20 protein-coding genes and 1 tRNA gene are annotated in these 17,924 nt (G+C 55.1%); 11 read left to right on the top strand and 10 right to left on the bottom strand.

The genetic code is table 11. From position 1 onward, the window contains the following. Positions 1 to 28: 28 nt before the first annotated feature. The 5 genes from hemA to H7F11_RS06485 are packed head-to-tail and all read left to right on the top strand — an operon-like array spanning position 29 to position 6,090. Positions 29 to 1,360 carry a glutamyl-tRNA reductase gene (gene hemA, locus H7F11_RS06465; protein WP_193651512.1) on the top strand — a complete coding sequence of 444 codons (1,332 nt, stop codon included), beginning with the start codon at positions 29 to 31 and terminating at the stop codon, positions 1,358 to 1,360. A gap of 14 nt (positions 1,361 to 1,374) precedes the next feature. Further along, positions 1,375 to 2,451, top strand: coding sequence for a peptide chain release factor 1 (gene prfA / locus H7F11_RS06470; RefSeq protein ID WP_227485323.1), 1,077 nt, complete (start codon positions 1,375 to 1,377; stop codon positions 2,449 to 2,451). After that, positions 2,444 to 3,289 (top strand): peptide chain release factor N(5)-glutamine methyltransferase, encoded by an 846-nt coding sequence (prmC, locus tag H7F11_RS06475; RefSeq protein WP_193651542.1) that lies wholly within the window; start codon positions 2,444 to 2,446, stop codon positions 3,287 to 3,289. The genes prfA and prmC overlap by 8 nt, the downstream gene beginning before the upstream one ends. Next, positions 3,282 to 4,094 (top strand): bifunctional DNA-formamidopyrimidine glycosylase/DNA-(apurinic or apyrimidinic site) lyase, encoded by an 813-nt coding sequence (mutM, locus tag H7F11_RS06480; RefSeq protein WP_193651514.1) that lies wholly within the window; start codon positions 3,282 to 3,284, stop codon positions 4,092 to 4,094. The genes prmC and mutM overlap by 8 nt, the downstream gene beginning before the upstream one ends. Positions 4,095 to 4,110: 16 nt before the next feature. Continuing rightward, entirely contained in the window at positions 4,111 to 6,090 is a 1,980-nt protein-coding gene (locus H7F11_RS06485) for a dynamin family protein (protein ID WP_193651515.1), read from the top strand. Here H7F11_RS06485 and H7F11_RS06490 read toward each other — a convergent pair. The 3 genes from H7F11_RS06490 to rsmD are packed head-to-tail and all read right to left on the bottom strand — an operon-like array spanning position 6,074 to position 7,436. Continuing rightward, complete coding sequence (locus H7F11_RS06490; RefSeq protein WP_193651516.1) at positions 6,074 to 6,325, bottom strand: YfhL family 4Fe-4S dicluster ferredoxin; 252 nt, start codon at positions 6,323 to 6,325, stop codon at positions 6,074 to 6,076. The genes H7F11_RS06485 and H7F11_RS06490 overlap by 17 nt on opposite strands. Before the next feature lie 28 nt (positions 6,326 to 6,353). Next, positions 6,354 to 6,878 (bottom strand): pantetheine-phosphate adenylyltransferase, encoded by a 525-nt coding sequence (coaD, locus tag H7F11_RS06495; RefSeq protein ID WP_193651517.1) that lies wholly within the window; start codon positions 6,876 to 6,878, stop codon positions 6,354 to 6,356. A gap of 6 nt (positions 6,879 to 6,884) precedes the next feature. Next, the gene (gene rsmD / locus H7F11_RS06500; RefSeq protein ID WP_193651518.1) at positions 6,885 to 7,436 is read right to left on the bottom strand and encodes a 16S rRNA (guanine(966)-N(2))-methyltransferase RsmD; all 552 of its coding nucleotides are present in this window, start codon (positions 7,434 to 7,436) and stop codon (positions 6,885 to 6,887) included. Between the two features lie 164 nt (positions 7,437 to 7,600). Here rsmD and ftsY point away from each other — a divergent pair, with 164 nt between their 5' ends. The 5 genes from ftsY (at position 7,601) to H7F11_RS06525 (ending at position 11,654) form a co-directional block, all read left to right on the top strand. Next, entirely contained in the window at positions 7,601 to 8,740 is a 1,140-nt protein-coding gene (gene ftsY, locus H7F11_RS06505) for a signal recognition particle-docking protein FtsY (RefSeq protein ID WP_227485314.1), read from the top strand. Continuing rightward, positions 8,737 to 9,408: a cell division ATP-binding protein FtsE gene (ftsE, locus tag H7F11_RS06510; RefSeq protein ID WP_010637749.1), complete on the top strand. Its 672-nt coding sequence runs from the start codon at positions 8,737 to 8,739 to the stop codon at positions 9,406 to 9,408. The genes ftsY and ftsE overlap by 4 nt, the downstream gene beginning before the upstream one ends. Further along, complete coding sequence (gene ftsX / locus H7F11_RS06515; RefSeq protein WP_319803379.1) at positions 9,405 to 10,313, top strand: permease-like cell division protein FtsX; 909 nt, start codon at positions 9,405 to 9,407, stop codon at positions 10,311 to 10,313. Before ftsE ends, ftsX begins: the two co-directional genes overlap by 4 nt. 152 nt (positions 10,314 to 10,465) lie before the next feature. Further along, complete coding sequence (gene rpoH, locus H7F11_RS06520) at positions 10,466 to 11,326, top strand: RNA polymerase sigma factor RpoH (protein WP_193651520.1); 861 nt, start codon at positions 10,466 to 10,468, stop codon at positions 11,324 to 11,326. 4 nt (positions 11,327 to 11,330) lie between these two features. Next, positions 11,331 to 11,654: a hypothetical protein gene (locus H7F11_RS06525; RefSeq protein WP_193651521.1), complete on the top strand. Its 324-nt coding sequence runs from the start codon at positions 11,331 to 11,333 to the stop codon at positions 11,652 to 11,654. Between the two features lie 32 nt (positions 11,655 to 11,686). Here H7F11_RS06525 and hslU read toward each other — a convergent pair whose 3' ends face one another. The 7 genes from hslU to H7F11_RS06560 all read right to left on the bottom strand — a co-directional run bounded on the left by hslU (position 11,687) and on the right by H7F11_RS06560 (position 16,419). Then, complete coding sequence (gene hslU, locus H7F11_RS06530) at positions 11,687 to 13,009, bottom strand: ATP-dependent protease ATPase subunit HslU (RefSeq protein WP_193651522.1); 1,323 nt, start codon at positions 13,007 to 13,009, stop codon at positions 11,687 to 11,689. Positions 13,010 to 13,011: 2 nt separating this feature from the next. Continuing rightward, positions 13,012 to 13,551 carry an ATP-dependent protease subunit HslV gene (gene hslV / locus H7F11_RS06535; protein WP_010639818.1) on the bottom strand — a complete coding sequence of 180 codons (540 nt, stop codon included), beginning with the start codon at positions 13,549 to 13,551 and terminating at the stop codon, positions 13,012 to 13,014. Continuing rightward, positions 13,548 to 14,492, bottom strand: coding sequence for a tyrosine recombinase XerC (locus H7F11_RS06540; protein WP_193651523.1), 945 nt, complete (start codon positions 14,490 to 14,492; stop codon positions 13,548 to 13,550). Before H7F11_RS06540 ends, hslV begins: the two co-directional genes overlap by 4 nt. Continuing rightward, positions 14,486 to 15,169, bottom strand: coding sequence for a DUF484 family protein (locus tag H7F11_RS06545; RefSeq protein WP_075323305.1), 684 nt, complete (start codon positions 15,167 to 15,169; stop codon positions 14,486 to 14,488). Before H7F11_RS06545 ends, H7F11_RS06540 begins: the two co-directional genes overlap by 7 nt. A 1-nt stretch (position 15,170) precedes the next feature. Next, complete coding sequence (locus H7F11_RS06550) at positions 15,171 to 15,347, bottom strand: hypothetical protein (RefSeq protein ID WP_193651524.1); 177 nt, start codon at positions 15,345 to 15,347, stop codon at positions 15,171 to 15,173. Positions 15,348 to 15,381: 34 nt separating this feature from the next. Continuing rightward, complete coding sequence (gene dapF, locus H7F11_RS06555) at positions 15,382 to 16,299, bottom strand: diaminopimelate epimerase (RefSeq protein WP_413773188.1); 918 nt, start codon at positions 16,297 to 16,299, stop codon at positions 15,382 to 15,384. A gap of 46 nt (positions 16,300 to 16,345) precedes the next feature. Beyond that, positions 16,346 to 16,419, bottom strand: a tRNA-Gln gene (locus H7F11_RS06560). Positions 16,420 to 16,616: 197 nt separating this feature from the next. On the opposite strand from H7F11_RS06560, the gene H7F11_RS06565 reads away from it, so the two are divergent. Then, complete coding sequence (locus tag H7F11_RS06565) at positions 16,617 to 17,837, top strand: porin (RefSeq protein ID WP_193651525.1); 1,221 nt, start codon at positions 16,617 to 16,619, stop codon at positions 17,835 to 17,837. The last annotated feature ends 87 nt before the right edge of the window (positions 17,838 to 17,924 follow it).

Here is a 17,924-nt window from a genome sequence, read left to right on the forward strand (position 1 = left end):
CAAGCACAATAACTGCTGGCGCTGCGGCTTGCAATCCTGTGCGCGGTCAGCGACAATTCAGCCCCTCCATCGTCGCTCTGCAGGGACGGTCGCTGCTATTTTCTGCTTTGGTCTAAGTCATCATACTGCCCCGATTGCGGTTCGGGAAAAGGTCGCCTTTTCTCCAGAATCGCTGGCTGTGGCGCATCGCGATCTGCTTGATCAGGGACTCGTCAAGGAAGCTCTGATTGTATCTACCTGCAACCGCACCGAAATTTACGTGCATGGCGGTCATGGGTCGAATCGTCAGGCCTTGCAGAACTGGCTCTGTGCTTTTCATCAGATTGATCCCCGTTCTCTGGATGGACATATTTATTACTCCAGCGACGCAGAGGCGGTCCGTCATCTGTTTCGGGTAGCCTGCGGCCTCGATTCCATGATTATTGGTGAACCCCAGATTTTGGGACAGGTGAAAGATGCCTATCAGGTAGCTGCTGACAGCAGTGCAGCCGGTCCGGTCTTGAATCGCCTGCTGCACTGGACGTTTCGGGTTGCCAAACGGGTGCGGTCGGAAACTGCCATTGGCTCTGCCCCGGTGAGTGTGGCCTACGCAGCGGTCAGTCTGGCCAAACAGTTGCTCGGTGGTCTGGAAGGTCGCTCGGTATTACTGATTGGGGCTGGAGATACCATAGAACTGGTGGCCACCCATTTGCGGGAGCACGGCGTAAGTACATTTGCCGTGGCCAATCGCAGCCCCGAACGTGGTGAGCAACTGGCCGCAAAGTTTGCGGGAAATGCCCATGCCCTGGAAATGATCCCCAGTCTTCTGCATGACGCCGATGTGGTGGTCAGCTGCACGGCCAGTACCCAGCCCATTGTCAGCCGTGAGGCAGTATCTGCCGTCATGGCGCAGCGCGAACGTGGCGACCTGATGCTGGTGGATCTGGCCGTACCCCGGGATATTGCCCCTGAAGTAGAAAGCATTGAGCAGTGTTATTTGTACACGCTGGATGATCTGAATGATATTGCCCAGGCGGGAATGCGGGCGCGACGTGAAGCCGCTGCAGCCGCCGAGTTGATCATTGCCGATGAAGTGGGCCAATTCCAGCAGTGGCGCGAAAGTCTGGATGTGGTGCCGGCTATCCGCCGCCTGCGCGATCATGTGGAAGAACGGCGTCAGGACGAAGTGCGGCGTTTTCAGCATTATCTGGATCAGGGCCAGGATCCGCACGCGGTTCTGGATGCTTTTTCCAAGGCGCTGATCAATAAAGTGCTGCATGATCCCATTGCGACCTTGCGCCAGCCCTGCCAGGAAGCCACCAATGAGAGTCTGGTTGCGGCTTTGGACATTCTTTTTCATCTCAGTGATGCTGAAGGATGAGTCTCAGTCCGCGTTTGCAGGGCCAGCTGGAACAGTTGGCCTTTCGCTTTGAAGAACTGAGCCAGATGTTGACCAGCCCTGAGTTGGTCAATGATACCCAGCGCTTTCAGAGTCTTTCCAGAGAGTTGGGTGAAATCAGTCCCATACTGGATTTGTTGCGCCGTCACGAACAGCGCCAACGCGATCATGACGAAGCGGAAAAAATGCTGCTTGAAGAGCGCGATCCCGATTTGCGGGAAATGGCCCATGACGAGCTGGCGAGCGCAAATAAAGATCTGGAGGAACTGGAAGAGTCCTTGCGCTTGCGCTTGTTGCCCAAAGATCCCAACGATGAGCGCAATGTATTCGTGGAAGTACGTGCGGGGACCGGGGGAGAAGAAGCCGCTCTGTTTGCCGGCGATCTGGTGCGCATGTATACCCGTTATGCCGAGAGTCAGGGTTTTGCAGTGCTGTTGTTGTCCGCATCGGAGTCGGAGCGGGGTGGCTACAAGGAGGCCGTGCTGGAAATCAGCGGGCGCGGTGCCTATTCCCGACTCAAGTTTGAATCGGGCGGCCATCGGGTTCAGCGTGTCCCGGAAACTGAAGCCCAGGGGCGTATCCATACCTCCGCCTGTACGGTGGCGGTATTGCCGGAGGTGGATACGGTCAGTGAGATCAATATCAATCCGGCGGATCTGCGAATTGATACCTTTCGAGCCAGTGGTGCCGGTGGTCAGCATATCAACAAGACTGATTCGGCCATCCGGATTACCCATATTCCTTCGGGGCTGGTGGTAGCCTGTCAGGAAGATCGCTCACAGCACAAAAATCGTGCCAAAGCGATGGCCTTGTTACAGGCCCGACTGCTGGAAACGGAGCAGGAAAAACAGCAGAGCAGTGCTGCACAAACCCGGCGGCTTTTGATTGGTTCTGGTGATCGCTCCGAACGCATTCGTACTTATAATTTTCCGCAAGGACGCCTGACGGATCATCGGATCAATCTGACCCTGTACCGGCTGGAAGCTATTCTGGCGGGAGATCTGGATGCCGTCATTGAGCCGCTGATCAAGGAATATCAGGCCGATTTGCTGCAAAATCTGGGTGATGATTAGTCTTCAGGATTGGCAGCGCCATCTGGGTGCGCAGTTGGCGGCAGTCAGTGACCAGCCTGCCCAGGAAGCGCGCTGGTTGATGACACATGGTCTCGGTCTCCGTTCCACGGAACTTCTGGTAAATCCTCAAAAGGTTTTGGCTCCCGCTGAAAAAGCGCAAATACAGACACTGCTGGACCAGCGACTCAGCGGTGTGCCTCTGGCTTACTGTCTGGGTGAATGGTCCTTTTATGGACTGGATCTGGCAGTCACTGCTGCAGTATTAATTCCTCGTTCCGATAGTGAATTACTGGTCAGTCTGGCTCTGGCCGGGAATCAGGCTGGTGATGCTCTGCAATTGCTTGATCTGGGCACAGGGTCTGGAGCACTGGCCCTGGTGCTGGCCCGTGAACGGCCGCAAGCCAGCGTTTTTGCCGTGGAGCAAAGCCCGGAAGCCTTGGCCGTCGCCCAGCTGAATGGGGATCGAATCGGGGTAAAAAACATCCAGTGGCTGCAGGGTGATTGGTATGCTCCCCTGGATCCAACCCTGCGTTTTGATCAAATTATTTCCAACCCACCTTATCTTGCCAGTAATGACCCCCATCTGCCGGACTTGCGGCATGAGCCCGGGACTGCGCTGGTGGCTGGTCCAACGGGTCTGGAATGTCTGGAATATATTATTTTCGGTGCCCGTTCGCGTTTGCATCCGGGGGGGCATATTTTGCTGGAGCATGGGTGCGAGCAGGCTGCTGCGGTGCGCACACTCCTGCATGACCATGGTTTTCAGCAGGTACACACGCATTGTGATCTGGCAGGCAGAGAACGTGTAAGTAGCGCCAGGAGCCCTGAACATGCCTGAGTTACCGGAAGTGGAAGTGACCCGTCTGGGAATCAGTCCGCATCTTTTGGGAAAAAATCTGCAGGGCGCGATTGTGCGCGAATCACGTTTGCGCCTGGCCGTGAATGCGGATTTGAGTGCGCAGGTTGCCGGTCAGAAACTGGAGCAAATAAGACGGCGCGGCAAATATCTGCTGCTGGATCTGCAACGGGGCAGCATTCTGATTCATTTGGGGATGAGTGGACACTTGCGGGTGCTTCCGCAGGACACTCCGGTGGAGAAACATGATCATGTGGACCTGCTTTTTGCTCAGGATACGTGTTTGCGTTTCCATGATCCCCGTCGTTTTGGCGTACTTTGCTGGCTGAAAGAAGCGGATGCGCACCCATTGATTGCCCGCCTTGGACCGGAACCTCTGGGTGAGGATTTTTCCGGGGCCTATCTCCATGCTCAGAGTCGTCAGCGCCAGATTCCGGTAAAAGCCTTTCTGATGGATGCGCATCAAGTGGTGGGTGTGGGAAATATTTACGCCAATGAGGCCCTTTTTGCCGCAGGCATTGATCCGCGTCGTCCGGCCGGACGCATCTCTCTGGCCCGCTACACGCTCCTGGCCGCAGCCGTGCGTTCCGTGCTGGAAGCCGCTATTCAGCAGGGGGGAACGACTCTGCGAGACTTTACCCGACCAGATGGCAGAAATGGTTATTTTCGACTATCTCTGGCGGTATACGGACGAGAAGGACAAGCCTGTATCCGCTGCGGAAAAGCTTTGCAGGGAATGCGCATCGGCGGGCGGGCGACTACTTATTGTTCCCATTGTCAGCACTGACCTGTCGGGAGTAGCTATGAGCACTGAGCAGTCGATTATCCTTTCACCGGTTTTGGAGGGCCTGTCTGAATTGAACCGCTGGCGCCAGGATCTGGTGAGTGGTCTGCACGAAATGGCGGCACTCACTGCCGACCTCGGCCTGCTGCCCAGTGGAACCATGTTGCAGTTGGAAGCCCTGGCCTACGACACAGAACAGGACAGTCTGCGTATTGCTTTTGTCGGCGAGTTTTCCCGGGGTAAAACCGAACTGATCAATGCCTTGTTTTTTTCGGATATGGGGCAAAGACTCCTGCCTTCCAGCTCTGGCCAGACCACTATGTGTCCCGTGGAAATTCGCGGTGCGCCGCAAGGCCGACCCGGTTTGCAGCTGCTGCCCATTGCCAGCCGCAGCCTCGATGTCAGCATTGAAAAGCTTAAGAAGGCGGGAAGTGCCTGGCGCAAGTTCCCCTTGTCTGTGGCAGACAAAAAGGAGCGGTCCGAGTCATTGGCGCATTTGACGGAAACGGTTTGTGTGGCCGTAGAAGATGCCCGGCGTATTGGTCTTTGCCCGCCGCTGAACCGCACCCCCAAAAATCGCGAACGCACGGTTTGCCCTTCTTGCGGATTGGGTAAGGTACTGATTCCGCGCTGGCGGCACGCCATATTATATCTGGCACACCCGGTATTGGATGCAGGCTTGACGGTGCTGGATACTCCGGGGCTCAATGCCATAGGTGCCGAACCGGAACTGACCTTCAGCATGCTGGCAGATGCGGACGCCATTGTTTTTCTTCTGGGTGCAGATACCGGAGTAACGCAAAGTGATCTGATGATCTGGGATCAATACCTGATGCGCAATGCCCATCAAAAGCAGATTGTACTCTTGAATAAAATTGACACCCTTTGGGACGAGTTGCGGGAAGAAGACGATATTCAACATGAAATTACCCGGCAGGTGGCTAATACGGCAACCCGCTTACGTATCAGCCCCGATCAGGTCATTCCGGTTTCCGGTCAAAAAGGCCTGGTTGCCCGAATCCGTCAGGATGCGGAACTGCTGGAGCGCAGTGGCATGGCCGCGCTGGAACGCTCCATAGCGGAAGTACTTTTGCCAGCGCGTCATGAAACCATCAAGGAAAAATGCCGGACGCTCATAGAGCGGGCGGTGCTGGATCAAAAAAATATGTTGCAGGATCAGCGCCATCGTCTTTTGGCGCAAATGGATAGTGTACAGAGTCTCAAGGACCGTACGGCTGAAAAAATCCCCAAACTGGTTGCACAGCACCAGATCCTGCTCAAAAATTTTGAGCAGGATCGACAGGCTTTTGAAGAGAAAAAAGCCCGGTTCCGCCAGGCAGTGGAAGAGTTGTTGCTGATTCCTCTGGCACCCAGCACCTTTGATCTGGTGATCAGTAACGCCAAGGCGGAAATGCTTTCGGCCTGGACAACCGCAGGAATTGTCGAGCGGTTTCGGCAGTTTTTCAGTGAAGCCATTGCCCACTTTGACCGGGCACTGGAGGGTGCACAACAAGTGTCCGCCATGGTCGCAGAAGAATATAAGGCCTTGCAGAAGCGTTACCGCCTGCCCCCCTTGCGGGCCGTGCCCTACGCCATGATGCCCAGACGTGCGGAATTGATGGATATGTCTGAAAGCTACGAGCGTTTTGGAATGATGCTGGAAATTGCGGTGAACACTCAAAGTAGCGTGGTGCGTAAGGCATTTTTAACGGTAGCGGGCCGAACCCGGGATTTTGTCATCGAAACCCGTCGGGAAGCAGAAAACTGGGTGGATGAAATCATGGCCGTCATGAACCAGCAACTCCAGCTATTTCATCAGAATGCCGAAGAAGAGCTGAATGCCCTACAAAGCATTGCTACGACTATGGGTAATATTGATACGAGAGTGCAGCAGCTGGAACAGAGCCTTGCCAATATTCAGGAGCAGAGTGACCGGCTTGATCGCCAATCCGCTCCGCTCCTGAGTCTGCTGCGAGAGCCTTTCAGGCCTGTCCGGTAAGTTGCCGGAATTTGCTTTGCAGTTGTTCAGCAGATTCTGCATGCTCAGGATCTTTGCTGATACAATCCACCGGACAGACTTCCATGCATTGCGGCGTGTCGTAATGGCCAACGCATTCGGTGCAGAGATTGGGGTCAATGACATAGATTTTCGGCCCCATACTGATGGCGCTGTTGGGACATTCGGGTTCACAGACATCACAGTTGATGCAGTTTTCATCAATAAGCAGAGACATTTATTTCTCCTTGGACCAATTCCATATTCTACTTTTCTGAATGGCGTAGGTCCACACCGTCGCGAAAATGTTGTTTCAGGGCGCTGGCTACAGCAGGATGGACAAAAGCGCTGACATCTCCGCCCAGGCGACTGATTTCCCGAACCAGGCTGGAGGAAAGGAAAGTATGCTGATCGGAAGTCATCAAAAACAGGGTCTCAATTTGCGCATCCATGCGGCGATTGATGGAAGCCAATTGAAATTCATGCTCAAAATCAGAAATGGCGCGTAATCCGCGCAAAATCAGATGGGTTTTTTCTTCCTGCAAGAGGTGGATCAATAATCCGGAAAAAGCGCGTACCCGGACTCCCGGAATGCCTGTGAGGGTTTCCGTGGCCAGGGCGACTCTTTCGGCCAGCGGAAATATGGGATTTTTGGGAGTTTCCGAGGCAATGGCCACCACGACCTCGTCAAAAAGTTGGGCAGCGCGGCGGACCAGGTCTTCATGACCATGGGTAATTGGATCAAAAGTGCCGGGATAAATAATCCGTCTGGGCTGGGATGTTGTGCGCATGTTCTCCTACTGCTTGCTAAACAGGGTGTAAAAAGCGTCACCACAATGTCCGTGGCGATAAGACTGCCAACCTTGAGGAATATCTGCGGCCTGCCATTGTTCCGCAGCCGAACTTTCCAGGTATAGCCAGCAGGGTTTTTCCGAAGTTGCGCAGGCAGCAAAACAAGACGCCAGACGCTGCGGCCAGCCCTGATCAAAGGGCGGATCAGCAAGCACTATATCAAAGGAAGCGGCATTCTGCTGTAGATAATCCAGAGCGTCTTTACCTGCAAGCTGGCTTTCCGGAACCCCGCAGGCCTTGAGGTTCTGTAGTAACAGGGCGCGATGCCGGGGGTTTTTTTCGACAAAAACCACCTCACTGGCATTCCTTGACCAGGCTTCCAGCCCCAAAGCGCCACTTCCGGCGAAAAGGTCCAGAACGCGCGCGCCTGCAACCATCCCGCCCAACCAGTTGAACAAACGTTCACGGACTACCCCGGGCGTAGGGCGAACGCCTGAACCTGAGGGGGTCAACAGACGACGACCCCGATGACGTCCGGCAATGATGCTGACGGTCATGCTTTATTAGCTCGAGCAGCGGGTGGCGGCGCGCCACAAGTGATGGGCGCATTGTTCGCTGCGCTGCTTCGGTGGATAATGCAACTGTTCATAATGTCTGAGGTTCTGCCCGTTCAATGGTTTTTAACTGGTTCAAGCGTAACAAAAGCCCTTCTCAGGAGGAAATGACAGAAGCCGCTGACGCAACTGTCCAGTCTGAGCCTGCTGAGGAAAAACCTGAGACTGATCTGCCTGCACATGTTGAGGCAGTGCCGGAACCCGCATCTGAAGACGAGACCACCCCGCCACCTGCACAGCCATTAGAAGAGCCGGAAGAGCAGCCAACGGAGTCTCCCGATATGGCGTTGCCTGCTGCCGAACCCGCCGCTGCTTCCGTGCAAAAAGGGCTTTTTGCGCGACTGCGGGCAGGTCTGAACCGGAGTCGTGAGCAATTTACCGAAGGCGTCGGCCGACTGGTCCTGGGTAAAAAAGTCATTGATGACGAATTGCTGGAAGATCTGGAAGCGTTATTGCTACAAGCGGATCTGGGCTCTGCAGCGACTCGGGAAATCATGGCCTCGGTGACGGAAAAGGTGCGTCGCAAGGAACTGACGGATCCCGCTGTCCTGAAAAAAGCCCTGCGCGATGCCCTGCTCAATATTTTGCGGCCGCGTGCGGAACTCTGGGTGCCGGAAAAGGGACGGACGCAGGTGCTGATGATGGTGGGTATCAATGGTGCCGGGAAAACGACGACTACGGGCAAACTCGCCGCACGCTGGAAAGCCGAAGGCTTTTCCATGGTGCTGGCGGCCGGAGACACTTTTCGCGCGGCTGCGGTTGAACAGTTACAGGGCTGGGGACAACGGGTGCAGGTTCCGGTAGTCGCGCAGGGAACGGGTGCGGATAGTGCCTCGGTAGTTTTTGATGCGTTTGCGGCGGCGCGGGCCCGATCTGCCGATCTGCTCATTGCCGATACGGCAGGACGCCTGCATACCCAGGACCATCTGATGGAAGAGCTGAAAAAAGTCAAAAGGGTACTGGCAAAGCAGGATCCGGACGCGCCCCATCAGGTCTGGTTGGTACTGGATGCAGGAACCGGACAAAACGCCCTGAATCAGGCCCGGCAGTTTCATGAGGCTGTTGGTTTGACAGGTATTTGTATTACCAAACTGGATGGCACCGCCAAGGGCGGGGTGGTGGCGGCTATTGCCAGGGCTCTGCCGATTCCGATTCGTTACATTGGTGTAGGCGAACAGGTGGCTGACTTGCGTCCCTTTGATCCAGAATCTTTTGTTGATGCCCTCTTCGCGGAGCCGAAGTCATGATTGAATTTATCAATGTCACCAAACATTATCCCGGCCGCCATCATGTGCTGCGGGAACTGAATCTTAAATTGCCGACCGGGCAGATGGCTTTATTGACCGGGCCTTCGGGGGCAGGCAAAAGTACGCTTCTGAAATTGTTGCTGCGTCTGGAGGACGTCAGTCATGGCACGCTGATGGTCAATGGCGTGGATGTTTCGACTCTTAAAAAACGTCATATCCCCGCCTATCGTCGGCGCATTGGGGTGGTTTTTCAGGATCACAAATTATTGATGGATCGTGACGTGTTCAATAATGTCGCCCTGACTTTGCAGGTCAGTGGGGTATCTGGAAAGCAGATTCAAAGCCGGGTAAGGGCAGCGCTGGAAAAAGTCGGGTTGGGTAACCGGATTCATAATTTGCCGGCCACTCTGTCGGGCGGCGAACAGCAGCGGGTGGGGATTGCCCGGGCCATTGTGCATACCCCGGAAATTTTGCTCGCCGATGAGCCGACCGGTAATCTCGATGGTTCGTTAAGCACGGAAATTCTGGATCTGTTTCGGGACTTTCATCAGCACGGTACCACGGTTCTGGTGGCTACCCATGACCAGTCCCAGGTAGAACGTCTGGGGCTCCCCGTCTTTCATCTGGAGCAAGGGATGCTGCAAAATTCCAAGGAGAAATCCGCGTGAGTGCCTTACATATTCGTCGGGAAGCCGCCCAAAATGCCTTGAACACCCTGCTGAAGCAGCCCTTAGCAACGCTGATGACCATTTTTGCCCTGGCTATTGTGCTGGCGCTACCTGTGGGCCTTTTTGCGGCGCTCAATAATCTCCAGCAATTGCTGGGGCAATGGCGGGATCAGGCCCAGATTTCCCTGTTTATCCATCAGGATGCTACAGAGCAAGACATACAGCAGCTGCAGAAGCAGTTACAGGGCAGCACCGGAGTCGTCAATGTGCGCTATGTCGGTAAGGAAGCTGCATTGAAAACATTTGAAAAAAACGCCGGAATGACGGCTGCCATCAAAATTCTCGGAGAAAACCCACTCCCGGCTTCGTTTATTGTTGAACTGAATCCATTGTCTGAAAGTCCGGCGGCCTTGCAGGCGCAAGTTCAGAAGTGGGCGCGTCAACCCGGAGTAGCCAGTGCCCAATCCGATTTGCATTGGGTGGCGCGTCTGCAGGCCATTCTGGCCCTGGGTAAAAGGGCTGTCTGGATTTTGGCCATTATGTTGGCCGTGGGCGCAATTCTGGTTATGGGTAATACCATTCGCCTGCATATTGCCCAGCGCCGCGATGAAATTGATATTGCCAGTCTGGTGGGGGCAACGCGGGCCTTCATTCGCCGGCCATTTTTGTATCAGGGACTGATTCAGGGGGCCATTGCCGGAATACTGGCCTGGATTATTATTGCGATTACCATCGCGATTTTGCAGGGACCGGTTGATCGTCTGGCGACTTTGTATGGTACCCGGTTTCAGCTTTTAGGCCTGACGGGTCTGGAAGGACTGATCCTGATTATCATCAGCGCTATTCTTGGCTGGCTGGGTTCACGCCTTGCAGTGGGTCAGCACCTCGACCATACTTTTTCATAACGGATGAACTACCCTTGAAAATATTGTTCGGGATCCCCATCTAGTTCTCATGTTGTATATGTATTGAGAGGCTCGGTTCAGTTTTAGGAGATAAGGAACCAGCTGCAGATCTTGAGAGTCCAATGTATGTTGATCGTTGCGAGGACTAACTTATGAATGAACTTGCTATAGCCAGTAGGGATTTGGTCAGCGCCGACGGGCTGACGGCTTATCTGCGTTTTGTCAATGCCCAGCCCATGCTGGAGCCCGAAGAAGAGCGGGACCTGGCTCTGCGTCTGCGCAATTATGAAGATGTCGAAGCGGCCAAATCCCTGGTGCTCAGTCATTTGCGCTTTGTGGTGCGGATTGCCCGTGGCTATCGGGGTTACGGCCTGCAGGAAGCCGACCTGATTCAGGAAGGGAATATCGGCCTGATGAAAGCCGTCAAGCGCTATGATCCTGATCATGGCGTACGCTTGGTCTCTTTTGCCGTACATTGGGTCAAAGCGGAAATTCATGAATTCATTTTGCGCAACTGGCGTATTGTCAAAGTGGCTACCACCAAGGCCCAGCGCAAGCTGTTCTTTAATCTGCGTTCCAGCCGAACCCACACCGGCTGGTTGAGTGGTGAGGAAAGTGCGGCTATTGCTGAAGATCTTGGCGTTACCCAAGAGCAGGTGCTGGAAATGGAAGGCCGGATGACTGGTCATGATTATTCCCTGAATATGGAGCCCGATGAGGAAAGTGGCCATTCGCGGGTCATGGAACTGGCTGATACTGCGGAGTCCACTGTGGATCAGCTCCTGGATAGGGATTGGGACGAGCACCAGCATGCCGTATTGCAGAGTGCCTTGTCGGCCCTGCCTCAGCGTGATCGCTACATCATTGAAAACCGTTGGCTCAGCGAGGATCCCAAGACATTACAGGTGCTGGGTGATGAGCTGGGAGTTTCTGCAGAGCGTATCCGCCAGCTGGAAAAAAGCAGCATGGGCAAGTTGCGGCAGAAAATGCTGGCACTCAGTCCGGCGGCCTGAACAGATGTTGTTGTTTCATATTGATGATGCAGGACGCTGGCCGAATTTGTTGGCCAATGCGCGCAACGCAGCGGCAGCGGATCCCGATCAGGCGCTGCGCGTCATTGCTAACGGTCAGTCTCCGATTTCACTGTGGGCGCATGGTCACTGGCGGCGGGAAATCGAAGAGCGGATCAGCGCCGGTTTATGTGTGGATTTTTGTGAAAACAGTCTGCGCAACATGGGCCTCGACCCAGCCGCCCGGCCTGCTGGCAGTCATCTGGTTCCGGCGGGCGTCATTGCCATTGCCCAAGCCCAGGCGGCTGGAGCGTTTTATCTCAAGCCCTGAGTTCCGTTCCGGTAACACACTCTGAACCCGGTCTATAAAATATAGCGGGACAGGTCTTCGTCCTGGGCCAGATCCTGCAAGCGCCCATCCACATATTCTGCATTGACTTCGACGCTGGGCTGACTCAGGTCTGGCGCTGAAAAAGCCACTTCTTCCAGCAGGCGTTCCATGATGGTATGCAGGCGACGGGCGCCAATGTTCTCGACCCGTTCGTTGACCTGTTGCGCGATTTCGGCTATGCGTCGTACGCCATCATCAGTAAATTGCAGGGTGACCCCATCACTGGCGAGCAGGGCGCTGTACTGGCGCACCAGCGCGTTTTCCGGCTCCTGCAGAATACGGACCAGGTCTGCCGCACTCAGGGCATCCAGCTCTACGCGAATAGGGAGTCGTCCCTGCAGTTCCGGGATCAGGTCCGAAGGTTTGCTGAGATGAAATGCCCCGGAGGCAATGAACAGGATATGATCGGTTTTCACCACGCCATAACGGGTGCTGACGTTGGACCCTTCCACTAGCGGCAACAAATCCCTCTGCACCCCTTCCCGGGAAATGTCGGTACCCTGCTGACTACCGGAGCGCACCGCCACCTTGTCGATTTCATCGATGAAAACAATGCCGCCCGACTGTACTCTTTCCAGGGCCAGGGCGCGTACTTCTTCTTCATTGACCAGCTTGGCAGCTTCGTCATCCGTCAGCAGACGCCGGGCTTCCGCCACCGGCACCTTGCGGGTGCTGGTTTTACCTTGGGACATATTGGAGAACATATCCCGCAGCTGGTTGGTCATTTCTTCCATACCCGCTGGCGCCATGATTTCCACACCCGCTTTGGGAGCCGCAACCTCAATTTCGATTTCCTGCTGATCCAGTTTGCCCTCGCGGAGCATCTTGCGGAATTTTTGGCGGGTCCCTTCATCGCTGCGTGGCACCGTGCTGTCCCGGGGGCCGGGAATCAAGGCATCGAGAATGCGTTCTTCGGCCATTTCTTCAGCGCGCTGGTGCATGGCCGTTTGGCGTTCGCTACGAATCATGTCTACCGCCGTTTCGGTCAGGTCGCGGATAATGGATTCCACATCCTTGCCGACGTAACCCACTTCTGTGAATTTGGTGGCTTCCACCTTGATGAAAGGGGCATTGGCCAATTGCGCCAGACGGCGGGCAATTTCGGTTTTGCCGACGCCGGTAGGTCCGATCATCAGGATGTTCTTGGGGGTGATTTCCTGATGCAGGGGGGCAGGCACCTGGCCGCGCCGCCAGCGGTTGCGCAGGGCAATAGCCACGGCACGCTTGGCGTCAGACTGGCCGATGATGTACTTGTCCAGTTCCTGGACGATTTCACGGGGGGTCATTTCAGACATGCTCATAGTTCTTCAATCGTATGGTTGTGGTTGGTATAAATGCAGATGTCCCCGGCGATGCCCAGCGCCCGTTCGGCGACTTCACGGGCCGGCAACTCGGTATTTTCAAGCAGGGCACGGGCCGCAGAAAGGGCAAAGGGACCACCGGAGCCAATGGCAATAATGCCGAATTCCGGTTCCAGCACATCGCCCTGGCCGGTAATAATCAGACTTTGCTTATCGTCTGCAACGGCCAGCATCGCTTCCAGGCGCCGCAATACCCGGTCGGTGCGCCACTCTTTGGCGAGTTCAACAGCCGCCTTGGCCAGTTGTCCAGGATGGGCTTTCAGTTTGGCCTCAAAGCGTTCGAGCAGGGTAAAAGCATCGGCGGTAGCACCCGCGAAGCCAGTCAACACCCCCGGTTCAATACGCCTTACCTTGCGGGCATTGCCTTTCATGACGGTATTGCCAAAAGTTACCTGACCATCTCCGGCCATCACCACATTGCTGCCGCGTCGCACGCAAAGTATGGTGGTGCCGTGCATGGGTAATGCATCTGTCATAAATTGTCCTCGGTTTCCGGGCGTTTTGTGTGTCTGGCGCGCGGGTGGGCCGCATCATATACATGCGCCAACTGCTGATAGTCCATATGGGTATAAATAGCCGTAGTTGCAATACCTGCGTGTCCCAAATATTCCTGCACGGCGCGCAAATCTCCGGCGGACTGGAGAAAATGGCTGGCTGCACTATGGCGCAGGGTGTGGGGATGAATATGCTGACCCAGGCGTTTTTCTCCCATTTCCGTCACGCGGATCTGAATGCTGCGAACACTGAGACGATGCGCAGAGGCGTTGAGCAGTAAAGCGTTTTCTTCAAAAAGATGCTTGTCCATAAGCAGGGCATGACGTAGTGGTAAATACAGTTCGAGCATTCGCCAGACGCTTTTCCCGGCTGGAACAATGCGCTCCTTGCTGCCTTTGCCCATGACCCGCACGGTCCCGCCATGACGATCCAGATCCTGCAGGTTCAATCCCGCCAGTTCACTGACGCGCAGGGCGCTGGAATAGAGCAGTTCCAGGATCAGTTGATCGCGGCTCTGCGCAAAATTGGGGGCTGTAGAGGTCTTTTCGGCAGGATCCATCAACTGTTTGGCCTGATCGACGGTCAACCAGTCCGGCAGGCGTTGTTCGGATTTGGGCATCATGATGCCCTGCACCGGATTCGATAAATCCGGTAATGCCTGTTGCAAATGCCGATACAGGGCACGCAGGGCGGCGAAGCGTCTGCGCAGGCTGCGCACAGCCACTCCACGACTGCGTTCCGCCATCAGATAAGCGCGCAAATCGCCGGGCTGAATATGGGCAATGTCCTGATGTCCACGGCTTTGCATAAAGTGCAACCAGCCTTGTAAGTCGCGATGATAAGCCGCGACGGTGGCAGGGCTGCTGCGCCCGCTGCGGGCAAGAGTCTCTGTGAAGTCGTTGACTGCTTCCTGCATCAACATGGGGTCAGGCAGCGATCCAGAGCGGCCGTCACCAGACGGGCAATTTGATTGAGCAAATCCGCACCCGCATCCTTGGCATAACGCTCAGGATGTTGACTGCCCAGCACAATGCCCGCCTGAATATGCTGGCCGACCAATGGAATCAGGGCAAAAGATTCCAGAGCTGCGCCCTCGGCTGCAAACAAAGTGCTCCGCAGGCTTGGATTGATAGAAAGACCAGTGGCCGCTTGGGTGGGCGGCGAGCCGTCCAGTATCTCCAGAAAATCCGCTTCTTCAAGCACCGTAAACTGGGGTAGACCCGACACCGGCGTGCGGGCTATTAGGGCCAGCGCCTCCACCTGAAAACCTTCGTGCAGCCGGGTCAGCACGGTATTCAAGGTGGCCGGACAGTCCGGCGTGTTCAGCAATTCGGTAGCCAGATCCGAAAGGTGCAGGCCCAGCGCCGCATTTTGTTGGGCGGCACCCAGCAGGGCGGCAATGCGCTGCTGCAGACGGCTATTTTCGTCGCGTAAAACCTGTGCCTGTCTTTCCAGCAGGGAGGAGGCGGACCCGCGACCGACATGGGGAAGGGTCAGGGACAGTAACAAATCTTCCTGATCCCATAAATATTGCGGATGTTCGAGCAGGTACTGGCGGACTTGTTCTGCCTGAGCATCGTGTTCAGGGGCTGTTGCCAACTTAATCATCCTCCCAGTGGGTGTCGCTGTAGCGTTCGGGGGCACTGTGTACTTCCTGCGCCGCGATCAGATGGGCGAGGGTTTCACCTTCCTGATCTGTCAGTTTGTGCAGAAAAGCCAGATCCCGGGCGTCGCAGTTCAGGCTGTCAGCTATGGCTTGTACCGTGGTATTCTGCATGAGGCTGTTCCCCTTTGTCTGTCAAACTAATGCGTCACAAGAGCCAGGTTCCGTCAAAAACCACCTGCGCCGGTCCGGTCATCATAACGGCTTGTCCCGGTCCTGCCCATTGAATGTGCAAGCGACCCCCCGGAAGATCTACCGCAACGGCCGGGTCCAGCGCTCCCCAGCGGATTCCGGCCACCACCGCCGCACAGGCATTACTGCCACAGGCCAGGGTTTCTCCGGCACCACGTTCCCAGACCCGCAGCCGGATGTGGGAGCGGTCGCAGATTTCCATGAATCCGACATTGCAGCGCTGCGGAAAATCCGGGTGCTTTTCGATTTGCGGCCCGAGCTGGGTGACGGGTGCAGTGGCCACATCCGGCACGCGCAGCACGGCGTGCGGATTACCCATGCTGAGTGCGGCCAGGCGCAGGGTGTCATGATGGACTTCCAGCAGGTATTCGGGGTCTTCTTCCCGGGTATTAAAAGGTATGGCCTCCGGAGCAAAGCGCGGAGCCCCCATATTGACGCTTGCATCGCCGTTTTCGAGAATGCGCAGTTGCATTTGTCCGGATTGGGTTTCTACCTGAATGACTTCCTTGTCACTGAGCCCGGCGCGGCGGACAAAAACCGCAAAGCAGCGCGCACCATTACCACACTGGGCAACTTCACCGCCGTCCGCATTGAAAATGCGATAACGAAAATCACAGTCCGGGGACTGGGGGTTTTCTACCAGCAGGATTTGATCGCAGCCGATACCAAAATGGCGGTCAGCCATGGCGCGGATTTGTTCTGGCGTCAGATGGACCCGCTGGCGGATACCATCGAACACGACAAAATCATTGCCGAGGCCATGCATTTTAGTGAAATTCAGTGCGCTGCGGGCAGTTTGATCAGTTTTAGCTATCATGGACAAGAGTTTAGCACGGACTAAGGCGGAAGGCTCGAAAAGGGCCAGTGTCATCATGGCAACAAAAAAGCGCCAAGGAAAAACCTGGGCGCTGCTATGTTCTTGGCTGGGGAACGTGGATTCGAACCACGGTTAGCGGAGTCAGAGTCCGCTGTCCTGCCGCTAGACGATTCCCCAAGAGTGGCGGCGATGATAGCTTCAGGCCAGCTTCCCTGTCAAACCGGATTGCCGGATCAGGTGAAAATAAACCGGACTTTGTATTTATTTTGCTGACGTTGTAAAAAAGGTGTTGTCAAAATGTTGCATAGTGCCCACACCGGTGCTATAACTTGCAGCGTAGTATCCAAACAATGCTCTCGAGGAGGAGCTTTATCATGAAGAAGAATCTTATCGCTTTGGCCGTTGCGGCCGCAGTTTTGGTTCCTGGTGTGGCTTTTGCTGCAGACAGTTCCAGTAATGACACCGGTCCGGTCGTTTTTGGGTATGCCCAGATCACGGGTGCCCAGCAGTTCGGTACCGGTCCCGGTACTTCCAATGGACTGATGTTTGGTGCCAACCGCATCCGTCTGGGCTTCAAGGGTGAAGCGGTTCCTGGCGTCAACTATTTCATCGAGGGTGCGTATGACGAAGCGGGTCTCGGCAATGGTATGGCCAATGGCCTGAATAACGGCCTGGGCGGCAACATGATGGGCGGCACCACAGCCCAGCTGATGGATGCCTGGATCAACTATGCTCCGGTGCCCTTTGTGCAGTTGAAAGTCGGCAAGTTCAAAACCCCTGAAGGCCTGGAATATACCAGCATTGCCGGTAACGAGTTGCCCTTCATCTATCGCAATATGGGTCAGTCCCTGTTGCCCGGTCGTTCTGCAGGTGCCATGTTCCATGCCAACAACGTCATGGGTTCAGGTGTAGGTTACGCGGTCGGTATTTTTGATAATACTTCCGTAGACAATTACACGGTTTTCAGTAATGCCAATACAATGGGTGGTGGTCAGGGCAATATGCTCAATGGTAATGGCAAGTACATTGTTTCCGGCATGCTGAAGTACAGCATGGGTCCGTTGTTGACTGCTGAAGCAAGTGGCAGTTTAGGCACCGAAACCTATTATGATAGCGACGATCTCTACAGCTGGAACGTGGGCGTGCATGGTGGTTTGATGGGTATTCACTATGGCGCAGGCTTCACCAGAGCAAGCGGAATGAATAATTTTGCTTACACTCCTGGTAATCCTGCGTTTGTTCCTCTTGTAACCAATTCTTTCTACAACCCGGTTACCTATACCGCATACGATTGGCATGCGGAATTGGGAGCCAATCTTTACGAGATGACCCTGTCTCCCATTGATATTGAGCCTGCCATCCGTTACGACTCGTACACGGTACATGGTCAGGGTACCTTGGGTAACGCTACAGTGGGCTTGAATTATTTCGTCAATCCCAACAACCCCCATGCTGCCGAAGTGCAGTTGAACTACATCATGGCGACCCGTGGTGGTTCAATAAATCAGATCTATGGTAGTTCTGTAAATGGGCAGGCACCCATCAACGGTGTGGCTTACAACACCCTGATGCTGCAGTTCCAGGCTGGTTTCTAAGTCAAAGCAGTTCCCGGGTGGCTTCGGTCGCCCTCTTGCCGCCCCTTTCGGGGCGGTTTTTATTTGCTTTTTGAGCAGGATACCGTT

It is taken from the genome of Acidithiobacillus sp. HP-2 (assembly GCF_015100155.1).
In the GTDB taxonomy this organism is placed as follows: Bacteria; Pseudomonadota; Gammaproteobacteria; order Acidithiobacillales; family Acidithiobacillaceae; genus Acidithiobacillus.